Origin of the sequence: Bradyrhizobium sp. AUGA SZCCT0176, from assembly GCF_018130145.1 — a bacterium.
Classification (GTDB): domain Bacteria; phylum Pseudomonadota; class Alphaproteobacteria; order Rhizobiales; family Xanthobacteraceae; genus Bradyrhizobium.
Genome location: NZ_JAFCMB010000023.1, coordinates 57639 through 74897 on the forward strand (window position 1 = coordinate 57639; position 17259 = coordinate 74897).

Genomic DNA, 17259 nt, shown 5'->3' on the forward strand with positions numbered 1-17259 from the left:
CGCGCCAGGAAAACGCGTTCAAAACAACCGACTAGCGCCCGACTCTGAAGCAATCAGGAACCTTACGGGCCCCTAGAAAGCCGCCGGAAGGCATCGAGTCAACCGCAGCTGCACGCCGAAGTCCGATAAAGCCCGTCGGGCATGGCTGAATGAGGGCCAAACGCCTCGCAAGCGGCCGCTTTGACGGGCTAGCGCCCGCGCGAAACCCGCTCGATTTCGGCTTTGACGAGCTTCTCCACCAAGCCCGGGAGATTGTCGTCGAGCCAGGATTTCAGCATCGGCCGCAGCATTTCCTTGACCAGATCTTCCAGCGTCCGGGCGTTGTTGCTGAGCACCGTGTTGGCCAGCGAATTGAAGGCGGATTCGACCGCGGACACCGTCGAGCGCGACAATATCTGCTGCGCCGGCGAAGCTGCGGCGGCGCTTTCAAACGGCGGCGGTTCATAGGCCGGCTGCCGGTGCAGCGCCTTGGCGGCGGCGGTCTCGGTGAACTCGATGTCGTCCTGCGGCTCGATCTTGTGGAATGAGGATGCCGCCGGCTGCGGATCCGGCACCGCCATCTCGTCGGTGAGCTCGAACACGTCGGCCTCGGGCTGCGCCGGCCGGATGTCCGCCTCCGGCGTCGCCGCGTCGAGGCTTGCGAGCATCGCGTCGATGTCGTCCTGGTTGTTGCTGGCGGCGGGCTCCGGCGCAGGCGGCGGTGGCGCGGGCTTGGGCGCGGCGGCCGGTTTGGGCGCGATCGCCGACGGCGGAATATCCTTCATCGCCGCCGGCTTGGCGGCCGGAGGCTCGGGTTTCGCTGATGGCGGCGGGCTTGCGGGCTTCTCGGCGGCAGCCGGCTTTGCATCAGCAGGTTTGGCTTCGTCGTCAGCGATGATGCGACGGATCGACGCCAGAATCTCCTCCATCGAGGGCTCTTGGACCTTTGCAGGTTGCGTCATCGCCGACTCCACATCGAAACCATTTTACACCAAGCCACTCGGGATTTGCCGGTTCCGGATATGCAGGCCGGGATTTTCATCGCGCAAGCCAGACTTGTCCCCAGATCAACCCCACACGATGCATCGCGCGGGGTTCCGCTCCCCAAAAGCAACGCGGCTCGCGGCCTGTAGACGTAAAAGGTGTGCGAATCGCCCTGCTGCCTCCAAGAAAGTTATGTCACGGCAACAAGTGATTGCAACAACACACCCGGCGTACTCCCCGTCGGGTGGTGAATCATTCCGGCCGAATGACGTTGTCATCCCCCGGATGACGTTGTCATCCCCGGGGTGACGCTTGTCATCCCGCACGCATGCGGGTGGCGGGATATCAGCGGCCGTCGGGGGTGCGAACGCCGGCCCAGCTGTCGCGCACCTGATGATAGTGCACGCTCGGATCATAGGTCGTGGTCGGCAGCTTGAGCACGATCGGTGACAAACGCCCGATCGTGTTGAGCACCGAGTAGGACGCGACGACGCGGTCGTGCTGGGCGGTGACGAGCGCGACGCGCGCGTTGACCAGCGCCTGCTGCGCGTTCAAGACGTCGAGCGTGGTGCGCTGTCCGGCCTTAGCTTCCTCGCGCACGCCGTTGAGCGCGATCTCGGACGCCGTCACCTGCGCCTGTGCCGACTGCACCTGCGCCTTGCCGGCCACCAACTGTCCCCAGGCCGTGACGACGTTGGCGCGGGCCTGATCCCGCTGCTGTTCGAGAGTGAGGCGCTGCTGCGCCAGGGTTTCCTTGGATTGGCGGATCAACGAATATTCGGCGCCGCCATTGTAGATCGGGACATTGAGCTGCGCGACAGCCGACGCCCCGAACGACCTGTAGACTGTCATGGTCTGTTCGTAGGACTGCTGCACCGATGCCACCAGGTTCACGGTCGGCAACAATGCGCCCTCGTTGACCTTGACCTGGAGGTAGCTGACGTCGATGCCGAACATCGCCGCGGTAACATTCGGATTTTGCGTCAGGCCGAGTTCGACGGCGCCGGGCAGCGTGCCCGGCAAATAGCGATCGACCGGCGAACCCGGGGCCAGCGCTACCGGCTCATTGCCGATGATGCGGCGGAAGTTCGAACGCGTCGTGTTCAGGTTGGACTCGGCGGTGAGTTGCTGGGTCCTGCCGGCGGCCAGTTGTGCTTCCGATTGCGCGACGTCGGTGCGGGTCACTTCGCCGACATTGAAGCGGTCCTTGGTCTGCTTCAGCGTCTGTTCGAGCACGCGAACGTTGCTCTTCTGAACCTCGACGATCGCGGAGTCGCGCAGATAGTCCATGTAGATCGTGGCCGCCGACAGCAACACAGTCTGCTCCAGCGCCCGCAAGGCTTCGCGCGCGCCGGAAACCTGGCTTTCAGCGGCGCGGGTGCGGTTGGCGGTCTGCTGGCCGTTGAACACGTTCTGCGTGACGGTAGCGCCGACGCTGCGCGGCGCGTTGGTGCCGTGAGTTTGCTGAGAAACCACGACGGGGGCACCCGCAGCGTTGAGACCGCCAGAATTGAGAAGCGTGTCGGTATATTGATAACCGGCGCTGGCGGTGACGGCGACCCTGGGGCGATAGCCCGACAACGCCTGTGGCACGTTTTCGTCGGTGAAGCGCACCTGGGCGCGCTGCGCGTTTAACTGTGGGTTGTTCTGATAGGCGCGCACCAGCGCGGCCTCGATCGTATCGGCCAGAGCGGGCGTCGGGCCCATCAAAGCTAACAGAAGGACCGAAGCCGCAGCTCCGGTGAAAACCTTCACCCCACGCATCAATGGTGATCCAATCATTTAGTTCGCCGGCCAAAACAACAACCGGACGCCGCTTCGTCGAAGTGAGTCCCGGCTCACCTTATTCCGCACCGGGGCTCGACGGAACCACCCAGCAAGCGAAACCGGTCGAAACTCTTCACGTGGGGCAAACGGGCCACACTTCTGATTCAGAACGGGATTTTAACAGCCTGAACGGGGCGTCTTTTTGTTTTGACGCGTTTTCCTGGCGCGAACCGGGTTCCACCCCGGATCAAGTCCGGGGCAGGCTTTCGCTCGCTTCTAGAAAACGAACGCTGGAAGCCGTTCCATGCCCGGCAGCACCGGCACGGCGGCGTCGAACAGCGCCCGGTTCCCGAAATCGCCATGGGAACGCGTCACGATGGTAGCCCGCTGCGGCTGCGACATCGCGAAAACGCCGACCAGCCGGCCGCCGTCCCGGAGTTGCCCATAGAGCTTTTGCGGCACGATCTCGGTCGCGCCGTTCAGGACGATGACGTCGAAGGGCGCCTTGGCGGGATCCCCGTCGGCGCCTGTCGCGCTATGGACCTGCCTGGCAAATTGGCCAATCACGGCAGCGGCGTATCCGCTGGCGCAGCCCACCACCAGAACATTGTCGGTTTCCTTGATCTCGGCGGCCTGCAGCATCTTCGCCAGCACCGCCGGCTGGATCAGGAACTGCTTTTCCGAACCGGCCTCGCCGACCTCGAGATCGAGGTCCAGATAAGCCAGGGCGCGCTTGTTTTCGGGGACAAAGGTCTCGCGCGGCACCGCCAGCATGGCGTCGATGATGCGGATATCGGTGACGTCGCTGGGACGCACCTGACCATCGACCATTTTCTGGCGCGCGGTCGAAAAACCGGACATTGGCGAAGACCCTTTGAAGACCCTTGGGCTAAGACCCTGAAAGCAAGCGGCGTTGCCGCCGGGAGAGCTGAAACCGGGGTCATCTTTGGTACAAGCTCCGGCAAAACGCAACACGCCGGGCGCACGCGCCAACCCGGCGCAGGATTCCGAAGATAAAGGCGCCCTACTCGATCGTGACCGCAAGCCGGCCGATCAGCTGCGCCACCTCGTCCAGATGCTCGGAATCATGTTCCACAAGCGCTTGCGCCAGCCGGAACAGGCATTCGTCATCGCTGAGATCAGGAATATCGCTCGGCACGATCGAGGGCACGGCTCTCATCAGGTCGGCGGAAATGGCTGGCATCGAATCGGCTCCCGTGAAACCCGGCAGTTTCAAAATTCGGATCGGATTGAGTCGAATTGGCGGCTGGCGCCATGCTCCGCGCGGATGCCGGGTTTGCACAGGTGCGTTGCCGGTTATGCCCGCGCCGGACCGGGAAATGGCGGCAAATCCTTGAACCGCCGGGGATTTCAGGCCCCATCCACCATGGCGCCGGGGATGGACATTTGGTCCTTTGCAAGCCCGAAAGGCTTTGTTATACGCTCCCGGCTCGCGAACATTTGTTTCGCCTATTCCTCGGTAGCTCAGCGGTAGAGCATTCGACTGTTAATCGAATGGTCGCTGGTTCGAATCCAGCCCGGGGAGCCAGCAAATTCAATTGTTTCTCAGGTTTCGACGCGGCGCCCCACAGGCGCCTTCTGCATCGGGGCCACTTCAAGGCCCACTTGAGTATCCCGCGTCCTGAGCGACAACGTACTTGTTCCTCAGGAGCTATCCGGTCGAATCGGAGCACCCCCGATCGGGCGGCTAGAGCAGCGGATGCGGTGCTTACCTGCTGCCGATCAGTGCAGTCTTTCGCGTTACGTCACCCGTAGCTGCAGTCCGCCGATCCAAAGTGACGTTCGATCCCGAGCGGCACGCTGCGGATTTTTTTCCCCCACCGACGCGGCTATTCAATTAGGGATCCCATTTGCTCAGCCGTTACCTGCCGGCTCGGCAAAAGACAGTGCTAGCCGCAAAAATTCTTCGCGGTCAAATTCAACTTCGCCGAATGTACCACGCAAGACCAGCGGACAGGTCGCGGCTGCCTTGAATGCGGCTTCATTGATCAGCCTATATTCGCGGCCGTGCAGATTCATCGTAAGGCCGGATAACGCTTGAAGTCGGTAGCTGATAGCGACCAGATCAGCGGTGCTTACTTCCTTGGAAAGTGCATCGACGATTGAAATGGTGGCGTTCTCGAATCCACGGGGGCCATCCTCAGCCGCGCTGTTGGCGCGGGTCAGAAGATCGGCGCAAACTTCTCGTACTGGCTCGCCCATATGAGGTTCCTGCGAATCGGGATCACTCACGATGACACAATGCAGGGTGCCAAAACCGAAGATTGAGGGCTTGTCCCACCTATTCACAGGGTACTCCCACAAGCGCTGCTTGAGGCGGAATCCGTCCCTTATCATCGAACGACGCAGTTAAGCCTTGGTGCGCTTCTGGCGCGGCGCTGGAGTCGGTTCCGCCTCGGGCCGGCGCAGTGCCTTCAGCATGGCGATACAGGCCATCATCTCCGGCCCGTCACGCTCGGCAAGCCAATGAAAATGAAAGAGCTGAGGTACTCCGAACTAGTTCGGAAAGATCAACCGAGCTGCGGTAACTTGCGGAGGCCGTTGGCAATCCGCCATTGCCGGTCGGTTGGAATGGGCGGCCCCAGTACAGCCCGGTCCCCCCGGCCCTGGGGCCGCCTCCAACTGAGGCAGCCTTTACTTCGGCGTTTGATCGATCGGCCGGGACCACGGCTCGCTCAACGCCCCAGAACTGGCGCCCCGCGCGGAGTCTGCCGATTCGGGTTTCGACGCGGCGCCCGACAGGCGCCTTCTTCATCGGGGCGACTCAAGGACCACTTGAGAATCTTGCGTCCTGAGCGGCGAAGGGGCTCGCGCCAGCGCCAGGAATGATCGATGATCTGATCGCCAACCAGGAACGACCAGAGATCTTCGATCTTGAGCTGAACCCCTTCAAAGTGGTGTCAGCGAAACGGAGCAGAGGGAGAAACCGGGGCAGTGGCAATCAGAACGCCTTACTCGACGTCGGGAGTTAGGGCCCCCGATCCGCCTGAACGGCCTGACGGGGCGGACGATGGTGCGAACCATCAACCGTCCGCGCAGGAAAGCCGCCAAACGATCGCGATTGAGACGGCTGACGCGGCGCCTCAGGACGCTCCCGCCTTCTTGCGACGGGGCTTCGGTTCCAAGGCTCAGGGGCCGGGCGGTCAATCGTCTCAGTTATCGAATCCCCTCACCTACACCGCCACGAAAATGCACTCTATCGTCGAGCGTTGGCGCCGCCATTTTGCGCAGGATACTTCAATGCCAAAAGCCGAACACCATGTTGCAGGGATAGGAGGCGCGCTGCATTTGCAATCCTGATCTTGGTCGTGGTCGTTGCAGGCGTCGGCGCCGCCATTGCGGGCGGTCGGTCTTGGAAAACTCGAGCAAGCGGAAAAAACGAAGAGAGACTTGGTCAACAAGAGGGGGCGCAAGACGATGCCACCTCGGAAAAGAACAAAGCTGGTGGGGAGACCGGCACCGATCAAGCTGCGCTCAATCTCTCGCGAGACTTGGCAGGCCATCGACGCGTAACACCGAGGGACAGTGTGAAATTCAAGTTGGCGATACTGACTGCGCTAGCCAAGCGCCCTGACGGCCGCGCGTCTCTTGACGACCTCAGGGACGATGTCGAGGCGCTCACTGCCGAAGATCAATCGGAAGAGATTGCCTCCGCGCTCGATGACATCGACATTTTTCAGTCGGGGCTGGTGACGCCGGAAGGCGACGGGTTACGAATTACCGACGCAGGCCGATCGGCGTTGAGGGCTTTGGGAGCCTCGAACGAGCCCTCATTTGATCTTCCCGCACCATCTCCCTCCCCTTCACTAAAAATGATCGATCATCTCGTCGGCACTGAGGAGCGTCTGAAAATTTTCGATCTCGATCGGCGGGACGATAAAATCGATGTCGACCCCGACAGGATGGAAGAAACTGCAAATGCCGAGGATATTTCTTCGGTAAGTACAATTCCTGCCGCCGCTCAAGAATCAGGCGGCCATTTGCCCCATGAAGGTATTGCCCAGCCCATAGCTCCGGAAGTTGGTGCCGCCGATCTACAGAACAGCAATCCAATCCCGGTTCCTCAGGAAGAACCGCGGCGGCCGGGCGCACCCGCCTTTTTTTCGCGAAATTCTGATGCCGAGGCCAAGACGCCAGCGCTCGCGCCGCCTGAACGAAACAAGTTCAGTAAGCTAATCGCTGCCGGATTTCAGCAAGCTCAGGCCATCTGGCAACGTCATCTGGAGCGAGACGGATCCACCGCAAAGGCGGCACGAAGGACCGGAAATGTCGGAGGCGTAGCCATTGCACTCCTGACCCTGCTCGTGCTCGTGATGTGCGCTGGAGCAGTGATTGCGCTCACCCAGATCAGATCCCTGAAATCGGAAATCGCAACCCTCCAGCGCGAACTCTCGCCTCTCAGGGAACGCGCCGCCAGGGCGGATTTTTTGGAAAAAGCAAAGCAGAAGGCTGACCAACAAACGGAATCCCAAAACAAATCCGGTGCTGAAAAGAAGGCCGGGGCCGACCCTCGAACCGAGCAAGCCGCGCTCAATCTGACACCAGAAGAAATTCGACTGATCCGGGATTTTATCAAGCCCGCGCCGGCCGCGGGCACGCCTGCACCCGCGATCAAAGTCGGCGATACGGTCGGCATCGCAACGATCCCGCTACCGTCCCAGCTCATGGAGAAGATTCCGAAATTGCTTGGAGCCAGGTTTACGACCCGCAATGGATCGATCATCATTTTGCGACGTGATAGCCGGCAGGCCGACCTTGTCTTGCCACCGAACTAGCTAAGCTGCGAACTCACAGCGCACGGTGCTCGTCGTGTATCTCCTTTGGGAAATCCCAAGTCCGCGAGACGTTGCCTTTCCAAACTGCTCTTGTGGAATTTCAGTGGCTCGCCGAAGATTGTCGGGAGCCTTCGGAACTGTTCGCTAGCCTGCGCAGCGTCGTACGGCGCCTCGTCAAAGAAGGTAGGGCGAAGGATGCTCGCTTAGTATCTAGCTACAGCATTGTGTAGCACCTGAAGTTTATCCGTACTCATTTGCTAACCCTCAGCCACAACTCGACCACGCGGCGGATAGTCTCGGGGCGACCGGGCAAATTGGCCCGTTTGCGGCGCCAGTTGTCAATATTCTGAGGGCTAAACTCGCCGTAAAGCTAGCGAGGTCGCTCAGTGCCCGAATTCATGATGTCCGGGATTACCCCAAAAGGTCCACGCATGGGATTGAATATTCTTGTTATTGAATAGATCCGATGTGTTTGCTTCCGACTGACGGCTTCGGCGGTCCTTCTGAAGGCTGGCATTGTCTTCTGGAGCGGGAGTTGGAAGCTCCAGCATTCGCCAATCAGGTGGCGCTCTTAGAACCCGACATAGGGCCGCTGAAGCCAGCAGATTGTTATTGAGGCGACATCGCCGAACAAGTCGATATTGTGGGAACTTGGGCAATGCTGCCCGGTTCAGGGAGGAGGAAAACCTATGAAATATATGTGTGAGTATACGATCCGAACGGCAGGTCTCTCCTTTGATCAAAACATTGCGGGGGGTGAGGCGCTTCTAACCGCGTTCAGTAAGTGGAGGCCTGAAGAGGAAAAGGGGCTGACGATCCACGCGTTTGTTTCAGACCTCGCCGGAAGGAGCGGATTTATTTTGGCTGAGACCAATGACCCGAAGGCCATCACCGCCTTCGCTGCGAAATACAACTATTGGAATGACGTCAAGATTACTCCTGTGCTGGATGTTGGCGAGGTGGTTCCGATATCAGCGAGCGCGCTTGATTGGGCGCGTAAAGCATCAAAGGGTTGATCGACGGCCGCTTTGGTCCATTGAAGCGTCCCGATCTGGATTGGTCGGGGCGCTTTAAATGATCAGCCAACACCTATACGCATTACCGCACGCCGCCCCAAGGGCTTGAAGCACTTGGCGGCGCCTCCCAGGCGCGGTTGGATGGGCCGTTATCGCGAGGAATAAATGGGGATGCAAAAGCGGGGAATTGCGGCTAGCGGGCTTGTGAGTACGGGGCTCGCGCTGAGCGTGTCGATCGCGGCCGCCGCCGAGATAAAATCTTTGAATCTCAAAGACGATCGCGTTGAAATTTCCATCTCCGGCAACATTGCGCCGGGTGATGCTGAATTATTGAGAACCCGCATCAAGGCGGCTACTGATGCGGGTAAACTGGTGACCTCGGTGCGATTGAACTCGGAGGGAGGTAACTTACTAGAAGGTGTCCGGTTGGCAGACGTGATCAGGTCTGCAAAAGTTTCCACGAACGTAGGGGAAAACGCAACCTGCGCATCGGCTTGCTTTCTCATCTTCGCCGCAGGGGAAACAAAGTATGCATATGTTCGCGCCCGCATTGGAGTGCATGGCGCGTCCGAGAATGGTACCGAGTCTCGCAAAGCAACTATGGCGATGGCCCGTATTGCAGAAGAATTGACTGTCCCCTCGTCCATCATTCGCCGCATGGTAAACACGCCGCCCGGCGATGTGACCTGGCTTAGCCTTAATGATCTTCGATTGATGGGAGCGGATATCAATCACTACAAGGAAAGGTGAAATGCACGGACCCCCATTTCTGCGCCCGGCCCTTGCGCCCCCGCTCTGGTTGCGGAAGACTCCGGCTTGTAGTTCGGTGTGTGGGGCTGGGGGCGAAGAAATGACTCCGCAACTTGATTGGACGTTCTCAACCACATATCGAGCTCCGTCCAATCTTGGACACGTCACGCTTGGGCCGATGACCGACACCGTGGCATCCAGTGCGGCTACGCCGCAATGCGATTGTTTCGACGGGACGAAACACGTCGCAGCCAACTCACCAGAGCGCGTACTTCCTTCCCCACGGCAAGGAAATAGAGCAGGTGCGTAACAGCAAAGGACAGGAGGCAAGTCCCTAAAATGGTCGCCATCACATACAGGCCAACACCCGACGGGACCGCCATGGTTACGAGCGATGCCTGCGTGACGGTGGGTACGCCAACCTGCCAGGAGAAGACCAGAAGGCCGGCGTAGACCAGGCTCGAATGCGTTGCGACCGTGAAAGGGAGTCTGGACCTGGTTGCGAGCCCAATGCAGGCAAGCGCGAAGATCGGAAGCGCAACCCCGAAGAACTGAAACCCGTCAATTGGAACGAGATAGCTCAGCGATGAGTAGCTGCGCTGAAAGATGCCGAACACCCTGAGATTGATGAACCAGAGAAGTTCAGAGCTGGGGTTATATTGAAGGGCCCGCGCGGCCAATTCGGCGCAAAGCGTGGCGGTAAAAAGCGCGAACGGTCCGAGAAATTGCAGCTTGAAAAGACGGTTCATGAGACGAGCCATAGGCCAAAAACGTTTAACTCGCCTTAAAAGTTCCCGGCGCAGAGCGTGCCCTTCAGCCGGTAAATATCAATAAAATCAAGCTGGTACGACCAACTGTTCTGCTATGGCTGGTTATTCGGCGGCCTCTCGATGAAGCGCCGGCTGCCATTGAGCAGCTCAAGGTTATTGATGACCACCGGGTTGGTCGGGTCGAGCGAATAGGCCCTCTCAAACTTTCGCCGCGCGGCGTTCAGATTGCCACGCAGCATGTATGAGTATCCCTGGTCGTTCAGGAGCTGAACGGTCTCGCCCCCCAGCTTAGCCGCCTGCGCATAAGCCTGATCGGCAAGATCAAAGCGACGGATCCGATCATAGCTCGCTGCTAGCCCCATCCAGGCCGTCAGGTCCTTCGGCGACTTCTCGACGCCATCCTTGAAATAGCGCTGGGCGATCCCGTAACTGCCGCGGTTGAAATGCTCCAGCCCAAGCCGCACCGGCTCGTCGGAGGGGTAATATTTGACGTCGGTCGGTTCCTGCACGGGATCCGCACCCGCCGGATTCGCGGGAGCGACGATCGCCGCGTCTCTCGTTGTGGTGTCACACGCCGCAAGGCCGGTCGCCAACCAGCAACAGGTCAGCATTAGAATGAGACGACGCATAACTCTTTGTCCCCCGCCCCGGCCCAGCGGGCCAGCGCACCGTTCGAAATATTTTCGCTAATTTTACTTGCCAAGACCGGTCACCTAACCCCTGCGCCACCGACCGGCACCGATACGCCGGCAGCCGACCCAGCCCCCAATCCATCAATGCTAATATTCTGGGTTGGGGCGGTCCGCACGCCCATCTGCTTGCCCCCTTCGCCGATGTCGGGAAGCTGATCAACCGGCTGTTTCGTGTTGCCATAGCGTGTCACGGCGGCGCCCACGCGCCGAGCGTCGGTCGCGATCCTGCGATCACCGACGTATCGCGGCCATGGATGGATGGTGTGGGTGACGGCGTTCACCTGCTTGGCGTCGCCGGCGGTCATCGTGATGGTCTCGGAACGCTGGAAGTAGCGGTCCACCTCGTCGTGCCCCGCCAATCCATAGCAGCCCCCCAGCAGGAGCGGAGCGAATATGGCCAGCAATCTGATGCGCATAGCTCGTCCTCAGTTCAGGGTTTTGATGGCTGGACCAGAAACGGGAGCCGGCGCCGAGTTACGCAGCTCGGGGGCGATGATGTGGCCATACGGTCCCTTCACCTCGCCGCCGGAATTGACATAATCGTTATAGCGCTTTTTCACTTCCATCTGGCCGTTGAGGAAGAAATCGACGTCGTTGGCCGGCAGACGGGAGTCGAGCGGCGATGCCAGCGCCTGTCCGGGCACCGCCGGCGCCACCAGACGCGGCGTGACGATGATCACCAGATCGGTTTCCTGCTGCTGGTAGGACGAAGAGCGAAACAGCGTCCCCAGCACCGGCACCGAGCCGATCCAGGGCAATTGCGAGACGTCCTGCCTGTTGCGGGTCTGCAGCAGGCCGGCGATGGCGAAGCTTTGGCCGTCGCGCAACTCGACCGTGGTGCGGGCGTCGCGCCGCGACAAAGCGGGAATGATCGTGCCCGCGATCTGGACCGCGTTCTGGAAATCAAGCTCGCTGACCGAGGGTTCAACCCGAAGGTTGATCACGCCGCGCGACAGAACGGTAGGAACGAACGCCAGCTCAACACCGAACTTCTTGAATTCGATAGTAACGGTGGGAAAGCCACCCACAGCGGCTGTGGAGGCTACCGGCACGGGAAACTCACCGCCAGCCAGGAAGCGGGCAGCGTCGCCGGACAAGGCCATCAGGTTTGGTTCGGCGAGCCGACGCAACAGGCCCTTGGTTTCCAGAGCTGTTACCAGCAGGTCAACCGAGGCGCCGTTCTTCGTCCTGAGGACGCTGGTTAGCAAGCTACCGAACGGGAGGGCACCGCTAACCGCGCTGCTTGCCAACGTACCCGCCGTGTCGAGCAGCGGTATAGTGCCGGGTGGAGGGCCGGTGTTAGGCAGTGGAACGCGACCGCTGGAGTTAATCCCACCAAGCCCGGTATTGCCGATGTTCGAGCCGCTGGCGTTGGCGCCGAAGAGGTTCATACCAAGGTCACGGCCAGCCAGCCGGTTAACCTCGAGAAAGCGCACCTCCAGCATGACCTGCTGGGGTCCAGCCACGTTCATGGCGTTGACGACGGTGCCGCCCTTCGCCAGCATGCCGGTGGCAATCGCCATGGCTCGCTCGGCGGCGACCGCGTCCGCTGCGGTTCCGCTCAACACCACCTGGCCATCCCCGGAGGAGACGCGAATGCCGCGCGTCCCGGTACTGGATTGAATGTTCTGCTGCAAATTGCCGGCGTCGATCGTTACCTCGACATCGAGGATGCCGATCTGCTTCATCGATGAGTCGAACAGGATGACGTTGGTGGTGCCGGTTTGTTTGCCCTGGATGTAGATCAAGTGATCGCTCAGCGACTTCACGTCGACAATGTCGGGCGAGCCCGCGACGATCGTCGAAAAAGCCGCATCGACCCTGAAGGTGCGCGACTTGTTGACGATCACCTTGACCCGCTGGACGTCGTTCATTTCACTGACGAAGACGCTGCCGGAGGAACCCCGCCGGTCTGCCGCGCTCGCGCGCTCGGCGGAACCAAACAAGGCAAGCGCAGCGCCAACTGCGATCACGCCCGAGGCGAGAAGCCTCCCGCCTGCCCTACCCGAAACGCGACCGCCCTGCATTCGATTCCCCCTCGACGCGATCCACTTCTGTCCCCGTAGATGTACGGTCTCAGTGTCCTTCAACTCTCCTTCGCGCACCCCGTCGCAAAGCTTACCACTTTGTCCCACTACAAATCGTTACTTCGCATTCCCGACGCGCGCTGTCCTCAGTGAGGACACTTCCTAGTCTCCCGCTCGCCGCGTATGCGACTCTGAGATCATCATCCTTCATGCTCCTCGCTTGCAAGGAAAGACCCTCATTAGGTTGCTGCAACTTCAGCGAATATTTCCCAATGTTGCCAGCCGGCATCACCTTCTTGTGCGACGCGAAAAAGGCTGCGGCTAACGATCGCTTGCCGTCCGCCATATGCCCGATGAGTTGCATATAGCCCGTTAGGTTCCATCTCGCGCGTCATGCAGACGCCGGGATTCTACGGGCACTGCTTGCGCCGAAATTCGCGCAGGCTTGAAGACGGAACCGCGGGCCAAATCGACGGCTTGGCCGAACAACGTCTCGCGCGAAAGGCCGAACAGAATTAGGCTCACTCCACGCCTTGTTACCGCTCGCTGGACGGCGATCGCTCCGAGCGCCAACGCCGCGCCGGCCAGCACGTCGACCAGATAATGCCCGCCGATCGGCGGGATCGAAACCAGCATCAACACGTTCAGTGCTGCGATCCCGTATCCGATCAGCCCGGTGCCGCGAAAAGCATAAGTGAGCAACACCGCCCCAACAGTGTGATACGATGGCATCGCTACGATGCCTTCCATCGCCGACAACTCAAAATGCCAGGGCCCGCCCGCACGTAGTGCCAGCAGATCTCTGAGATAGGCAATGTCGCCACCGCCGTTCGCCGCGCACGGCCCAATGCTGGGCCCGTTGGCCGCGCACGGGCCCAGCGTCGGCCAGATCGCTGTGATTGAAATGGTCGCCACCAGGGTTACGCCCGCCAACAGCAGTAACTCCTTGATGCGTCCGGTCCTGCCCGACAGGGCAAGGTAGACGATCGAAAGGGCGGCCTGCGGCTGCAAGCTGTAGTATATAATTGTCAACAGCCAGCTTAGAGCAGGCCAGCTAAGCATCGCATTGTGCCAGGCTAACCAGTCAAAACCGACGACGCGATCCAACCGCTCCATCATTCCGTCTTGCAACGGTTGTGCGCAACTGGCGGCAAGGTAGCTCAGCACGAGACCGGCGCTCATGAGCGCTACCCACGAAGCGGTCGCCGCTGTCATATCTGCTATGGCACGATTGCGGCGATCGTATATCACCGAAAGGACGAGCATAATTATCACTATGCCGGCGTTCAATCCGATACCAACCGAAAGCCCGACGTGCGAAGCCCACACAAAATCGACTACCAGCAGAAGGCAAATCATCGCCCAAACCAAGCGCCACTGGGAGATCGCGACCCGGCCCAAACGTTGGGCTGACATCACGGCCTGCGGCGATGATGCTGTCATGGTTGCCTTTGTCTTGGTTTCACTTCTGGCATCATCGTGACCGCGATCGCTGTGAGCTCGTCGAGTGTTCATCGGCCAGGCGCCCGGGGTGCTAGAACGGAATTGTTGTGGACGCGCTCGGGCTGTTCAATGTTGTGCCCCATATCGGCATCAGCATGCTGAAATTCACAGATGCCGTGACAGTAACTACGCTGCCTCCCGTCGTCGTGCTTAGCGTCGGCGAGAGACCGCCAATCATTGGGGCAACGGCTTTTTTCTCCGCAAGGGATGGCAGGGGGTCACCGGCACAGGTCGGCGAAGCTTTTTTCATTACGCTGTGGACGTAGCAGTCGTTGATCATCCATGTCCGGGCACCAGCATTCGCGAGCGTCCGCAATGACTGCATGGTGATTGCGTAACGCCCCAGATCGAAGATCGCGAACATCAAAATGAAAAGCGGCGCGGCGACCAGACAGAACTCCATCGCCCCGATGCCGCGCTGATCGAGCTTTCTCATCACTGCACCAACTGGACATACTGGCTGCTAACCAGCTTCGTTTGCGATGGGCACCCCGTGGTGTCGAAGGTCGCATTGCCGTCGAACGAGACTGACTTGGAGATCAACTCGCCACACGCTCCGCCGGCCAAGTTCAGCGTCGGATTGCCCTGAAACGTCACATTCGCGCTCGGCAGGTACATGATCCCTTTCAATTCGATACCGGAAGTTCCGCCAAGTTGTACGTCGTTCGGGCCGTTCTTGCTCGTATCAGGATCAGTTACCTTAAAGAGTGCCATATTGGCGAACAGGCTCGCGTGGGGTTGAAGTGCAGACGGAAGCTGCGAGGTCGCGACCGACGGGTTGCCAGTGAGATTGAGAGCACTATTGCCAGTCACCTTCAAACTCGCGCCGGGCAACAGGATGAACAGTGCCGTGCCGGAGATCGACACGCCGCCAGTCAGGGTGAATGTGTCAGAGATGAAGTAGACCCCACCTGTCAATGGTGGGGGGGAGCCACTAGCATTACCGCTCAACTTGAACTTGTCGTTCCTGCAAGGGGTAGCGGCACTGTAAGCGGTCAGAGCGCTACCTGAACACTTCGCGAGCGTCGGAATCGTCACCGCGTCAAGCGCGGCGAAGGGATTGGGGATCGGCGCCGGCATATAGGTTAGCGCGGGATTGCAGAACTGTGCTTGACCCGTGCAGCCGCCGACAGTTGTTAGCGAGCCGAGATTCATGGTCATCCCGCCGCCGGTGAAGTTGATTGCATCCTTGGCCGTACTGTTCGAAGCCATGCCGCAATTGGCCGCATTGATGTTCGGGCTGCCCTGGAAACTGACAGAGCCTGTCAATGCCAGGACGCATGGCGGCTTCTCTACAATTTGTACTTTGGCAACGGCTGTCGCACCTATGTTGACCGTGGACAAACCAAGCACTCTGGCCAGGTATGCTGGCTGTTGCTGGCTAACAGTGGCCTGAACATACGTTCCAGCCACTCCCTTCCATGAACCGAGCGAAGCGACCTGGACGGAATGCGAGACTCCCGTCGGGCTGGCGACGCACTTGGAGCCGGGGTAGCTGCTGCCCGAGTTGCAGAACGCGTTCTGTGCCGCGGCTTGCTTGGCGCGATAGTCCACTGATTGTGCAACCGCGCACGATGAGCCCGATAAGCACAACTGTTGCATGGCGCCCGAATAGGCTGCCGCATCGGCGGCATTCTGCGCATGTTGCCTGGTCACGTACCACGATCCCGCCTCGCCTCCGAGTGCGACCACGCCTATCAGCGGCACCAGGGCGATAACGGTTGCGAAGGCGACTGAACCACGACGAGAGCGAAGCAGGCTACGCATGGCACACTCCTATTGAAACCGTTCACCGTAAGACAGCGTGTACGAACAAGGATCGCCGTTACCACTCTGACAGATCACCGACCTCAACAGGATGGGCGCCATGGTGACGGTCGTCGAGTATGTATAGTGCTTGGGCGAAGCAGAGTTGCCTGCGGAGCAGGCAGCCATGCTATCGCTGCAAACGACCTGGAGATTGTTGATGGGATAGCCCGAAACAGAAGTCGGGAGTGCTGACTTCCAGGCCGCCCAATCGGTGATGTCCTTTGGCGGATCGTACTGGATCTTTTGCCCGAAGGCGCGCAACGCCTCCCACGCGGCTACATACCGGAAGCCCGCGGCCGCAACGTCGGCAAGCGGCAGCATGAGGCCCACCACAAGGAAAAGGTAAACAACCAGCATTTCAAGCGCGGCGGCGCCGCGCTGATCCGCGATGAAAGACATTCTACGGCTCACGAGCCTGTCTCGACAGGGCGATAGCACGTTGGCCCCTCCGCGTCGGTGTTAGACCGCTGCAAATCAATACGCATGTCCATAACAAGTCGGCCATTCATGACCACTCACCAAACATACGGAATCAATCTCCAGCGCGATGCTTCGTAACTGGAGTACTCAGGAAGGCTGCGCCGAAGCAGGTCTTCTTCGTAAAGAATTCGGCATATCTGAACGCCGATATGCAGGAACAGTACGATCACCGTTGCCACGGTCAGGTGTTGCAGGACTACACCCAGGATCACGATCTCTTCCGCCAGATAGAGCGGGTGTTTGATCCATCGGTAAGGACCGGTTTGCACTACTCTGCGTGCCTGCGGTACCAGACTGAACGACTTGCCCAGGTGGCGGATCGTCACCAGCATCATGATGATGCCGACCAGCACGCAAACGGTGGATAGCAGGTTCGGCAACGCTTCGCCGGTTTTGCCGAAGAAGGTGATTGTCCATGGCATATAGCTGCCGACGAATGCAGCTATTCGAGGCAGCAGGCCGGTCGCGTGCGCCTTTGCCGGTGGCCTGGTCAACATCAAGACCGTCAGGAGCATGTAGAAGATGCCAAGGCAAAAACTCGACAGCAGCGATGGCCAGGGATCGGCAAGCGATGTCCCGATTTTTGTGGCGACCAGGAGTGCCAGCAACATGAACCACATGGCGCCAAGCAGCTGCATCGTCCGCTCGTACGACCAGTTTTTCGACAGGGCAATCGTGCTCATGGC

Annotated in this window: 17 protein-coding genes and 1 tRNA gene; 4 read left to right on the plus strand and 14 right to left on the minus strand. The window is 59.8% G+C overall.

Annotated elements, in window-relative coordinates; all coding sequences use genetic code 11:
• Nucleotides 1-188 precede the first annotated feature (188 nt).
• The 4 genes from JQ600_RS31735 to JQ600_RS31750 all read right to left on the minus strand — a co-directional run bounded on the left by JQ600_RS31735 (nt 189) and on the right by JQ600_RS31750 (nt 3934).
• A complete protein-coding gene (locus JQ600_RS31735; RefSeq protein WP_212389230.1) occupies nt 189-941 on the minus strand; it encodes a PopZ family protein in 753 nt (250 codons plus the stop codon).
• Between the two features lie 367 nt (nt 942-1308).
• Nucleotides 1309-2727 (minus strand): TolC family outer membrane protein, encoded by a 1419-nt coding sequence (locus JQ600_RS31740; protein ID WP_212264688.1) that lies wholly within the window; start codon nt 2725-2727, stop codon nt 1309-1311.
• Between the two features lie 279 nt (nt 2728-3006).
• Complete coding sequence (locus JQ600_RS31745) at nt 3007-3591, minus strand: protein-L-isoaspartate O-methyltransferase (RefSeq protein WP_212490269.1); 585 nt, start codon at nt 3589-3591, stop codon at nt 3007-3009.
• A gap of 163 nt (nt 3592-3754) precedes the next feature.
• A complete protein-coding gene (locus tag JQ600_RS31750; protein ID WP_212264692.1) occupies nt 3755-3934 on the minus strand; it encodes a hypothetical protein in 180 nt (59 codons plus the stop codon).
• Nucleotides 3935-4204: 270 nt separating this feature from the next.
• On the opposite strand from JQ600_RS31750, the gene JQ600_RS31755 reads away from it, so the two are divergent.
• A tRNA-Asn gene (locus JQ600_RS31755) sits at nt 4205-4279 on the plus strand.
• Nucleotides 4280-4605: 326 nt separating this feature from the next.
• On the opposite strand, the gene JQ600_RS31760 is transcribed toward JQ600_RS31755, so the two are convergent.
• A complete protein-coding gene (locus JQ600_RS31760; protein WP_212264694.1) occupies nt 4606-5040 on the minus strand; it encodes a hypothetical protein in 435 nt (144 codons plus the stop codon).
• 1019 nt (nt 5041-6059) lie between these two features.
• Between JQ600_RS31760 and JQ600_RS31765 the strand changes: the two genes are divergently transcribed.
• From JQ600_RS31765 to JQ600_RS31775, 3 genes are all read left to right on the plus strand, one after another.
• Nucleotides 6060-7526, plus strand: a complete 1467-nt coding sequence (locus tag JQ600_RS31765) for a hypothetical protein (protein ID WP_212490270.1) — start codon at nt 6060-6062, stop codon at nt 7524-7526.
• A 689-nt stretch (nt 7527-8215) separates the two neighbouring features.
• On the plus strand, nt 8216-8542 hold the full coding sequence (locus JQ600_RS31770; RefSeq protein WP_212389258.1) for a DUF3303 domain-containing protein: 327 nt from the start codon (nt 8216-8218) through the stop codon (nt 8540-8542).
• Between the two features lie 165 nt (nt 8543-8707).
• The gene (locus JQ600_RS31775; protein WP_212490271.1) at nt 8708-9292 is read left to right on the plus strand and encodes an ATP-dependent Clp protease proteolytic subunit; all 585 of its coding nucleotides are present in this window, start codon (nt 8708-8710) and stop codon (nt 9290-9292) included.
• A 206-nt stretch (nt 9293-9498) separates the two neighbouring features.
• On the opposite strand, the gene JQ600_RS31780 is transcribed toward JQ600_RS31775, so the two are convergent.
• The 9 genes from JQ600_RS31780 to JQ600_RS31820 form a co-directional block, all read right to left on the minus strand.
• A complete protein-coding gene (locus JQ600_RS31780) occupies nt 9499-10041 on the minus strand; it encodes a hypothetical protein (protein WP_249136187.1) in 543 nt (180 codons plus the stop codon).
• Between the two features lie 113 nt (nt 10042-10154).
• Nucleotides 10155-10691, minus strand: a complete 537-nt coding sequence (locus JQ600_RS31785; RefSeq protein ID WP_212490273.1) for a tetratricopeptide repeat protein — start codon at nt 10689-10691, stop codon at nt 10155-10157.
• 80 nt (nt 10692-10771) lie between these two features.
• Nucleotides 10772-11170, minus strand: a complete 399-nt coding sequence (locus tag JQ600_RS31790) for a hypothetical protein (RefSeq protein ID WP_212490274.1) — start codon at nt 11168-11170, stop codon at nt 10772-10774.
• Nucleotides 11171-11179: 9 nt separating this feature from the next.
• A complete protein-coding gene (locus JQ600_RS31795) occupies nt 11180-12781 on the minus strand; it encodes a type II and III secretion system protein family protein (RefSeq protein ID WP_212490275.1) in 1602 nt (533 codons plus the stop codon).
• 372 nt (nt 12782-13153) lie between these two features.
• The gene (locus JQ600_RS31800; RefSeq protein ID WP_212490276.1) at nt 13154-14224 is read right to left on the minus strand and encodes a phosphatase PAP2 family protein; all 1071 of its coding nucleotides are present in this window, start codon (nt 14222-14224) and stop codon (nt 13154-13156) included.
• Nucleotides 14225-14315: 91 nt separating this feature from the next.
• Nucleotides 14316-14720 (minus strand): TadE family protein, encoded by a 405-nt coding sequence (locus tag JQ600_RS31805; RefSeq protein WP_249136188.1) that lies wholly within the window; start codon nt 14718-14720, stop codon nt 14316-14318.
• The gene (locus tag JQ600_RS31810; protein ID WP_212490278.1) at nt 14720-16051 is read right to left on the minus strand and encodes a pilus assembly protein TadG-related protein; all 1332 of its coding nucleotides are present in this window, start codon (nt 16049-16051) and stop codon (nt 14720-14722) included. Before JQ600_RS31810 ends, JQ600_RS31805 begins: the two co-directional genes overlap by 1 nt.
• A gap of 9 nt (nt 16052-16060) precedes the next feature.
• Nucleotides 16061-16492, minus strand: a complete 432-nt coding sequence (locus JQ600_RS31815) for a hypothetical protein (protein WP_249136189.1) — start codon at nt 16490-16492, stop codon at nt 16061-16063.
• Nucleotides 16493-16608: 116 nt separating this feature from the next.
• Entirely contained in the window at nt 16609-17256 is a 648-nt protein-coding gene (locus JQ600_RS31820) for an isoprenylcysteine carboxylmethyltransferase family protein (protein WP_212490280.1), read from the minus strand.
• Nucleotides 17257-17259: the final 3 nt, after the last annotated feature.

What these genes read in the sequence shown, in the direction of transcription:
- JQ600_RS31735 (WP_212389230.1), bottom strand. Translation starts at nt 941, where the DNA reads ATGACGCAACCTGCAAAGGTCCAAGAGCCCTCGATGGAGGAGATTCTG.
- JQ600_RS31740 (WP_212264688.1), bottom strand. Translation starts at nt 2,727, where the DNA reads ATGCGTGGGGTGAAGGTTTTCACCGGAGCTGCGGCTTCGGTCCTTCTG.
- JQ600_RS31745 (WP_212490269.1), bottom strand. Translation starts at nt 3,591, where the DNA reads ATGTCCGGTTTTTCGACCGCGCGCCAGAAAATGGTCGATGGTCAGGTG.
- JQ600_RS31750 (WP_212264692.1), bottom strand. Translation starts at nt 3,934, where the DNA reads ATGCCAGCCATTTCCGCCGACCTGATGAGAGCCGTGCCCTCGATCGTG.
- JQ600_RS31770 (WP_212389258.1), top strand. Translation starts at nt 8,216, where the DNA reads ATGAAATATATGTGTGAGTATACGATCCGAACGGCAGGTCTCTCCTTT.
- JQ600_RS31775 (WP_212490271.1), top strand. Translation starts at nt 8,708, where the DNA reads ATGGGGATGCAAAAGCGGGGAATTGCGGCTAGCGGGCTTGTGAGTACG.
- JQ600_RS31780 (WP_249136187.1), bottom strand. Translation starts at nt 10,041, where the DNA reads ATGAACCGTCTTTTCAAGCTGCAATTTCTCGGACCGTTCGCGCTTTTT.
- JQ600_RS31785 (WP_212490273.1), bottom strand. Translation starts at nt 10,691, where the DNA reads ATGCGTCGTCTCATTCTAATGCTGACCTGTTGCTGGTTGGCGACCGGC.
- JQ600_RS31790 (WP_212490274.1), bottom strand. Translation starts at nt 11,170, where the DNA reads ATGCGCATCAGATTGCTGGCCATATTCGCTCCGCTCCTGCTGGGGGGC.
- JQ600_RS31795 (WP_212490275.1), bottom strand. Translation starts at nt 12,781, where the DNA reads ATGCAGGGCGGTCGCGTTTCGGGTAGGGCAGGCGGGAGGCTTCTCGCC.
- JQ600_RS31800 (WP_212490276.1), bottom strand. Translation starts at nt 14,224, where the DNA reads ATGACAGCATCATCGCCGCAGGCCGTGATGTCAGCCCAACGTTTGGGC.
- JQ600_RS31805 (WP_249136188.1), bottom strand. Translation starts at nt 14,720, where the DNA reads ATGAGAAAGCTCGATCAGCGCGGCATCGGGGCGATGGAGTTCTGTCTG.
- JQ600_RS31810 (WP_212490278.1), bottom strand. Translation starts at nt 16,051, where the DNA reads ATGCGTAGCCTGCTTCGCTCTCGTCGTGGTTCAGTCGCCTTCGCAACC.
- JQ600_RS31815 (WP_249136189.1), bottom strand. Translation starts at nt 16,492, where the DNA reads ATGTCTTTCATCGCGGATCAGCGCGGCGCCGCCGCGCTTGAAATGCTG.
- JQ600_RS31820 (WP_212490280.1), bottom strand. Translation starts at nt 17,256, where the DNA reads ATGAGCACGATTGCCCTGTCGAAAAACTGGTCGTACGAGCGGACGATG.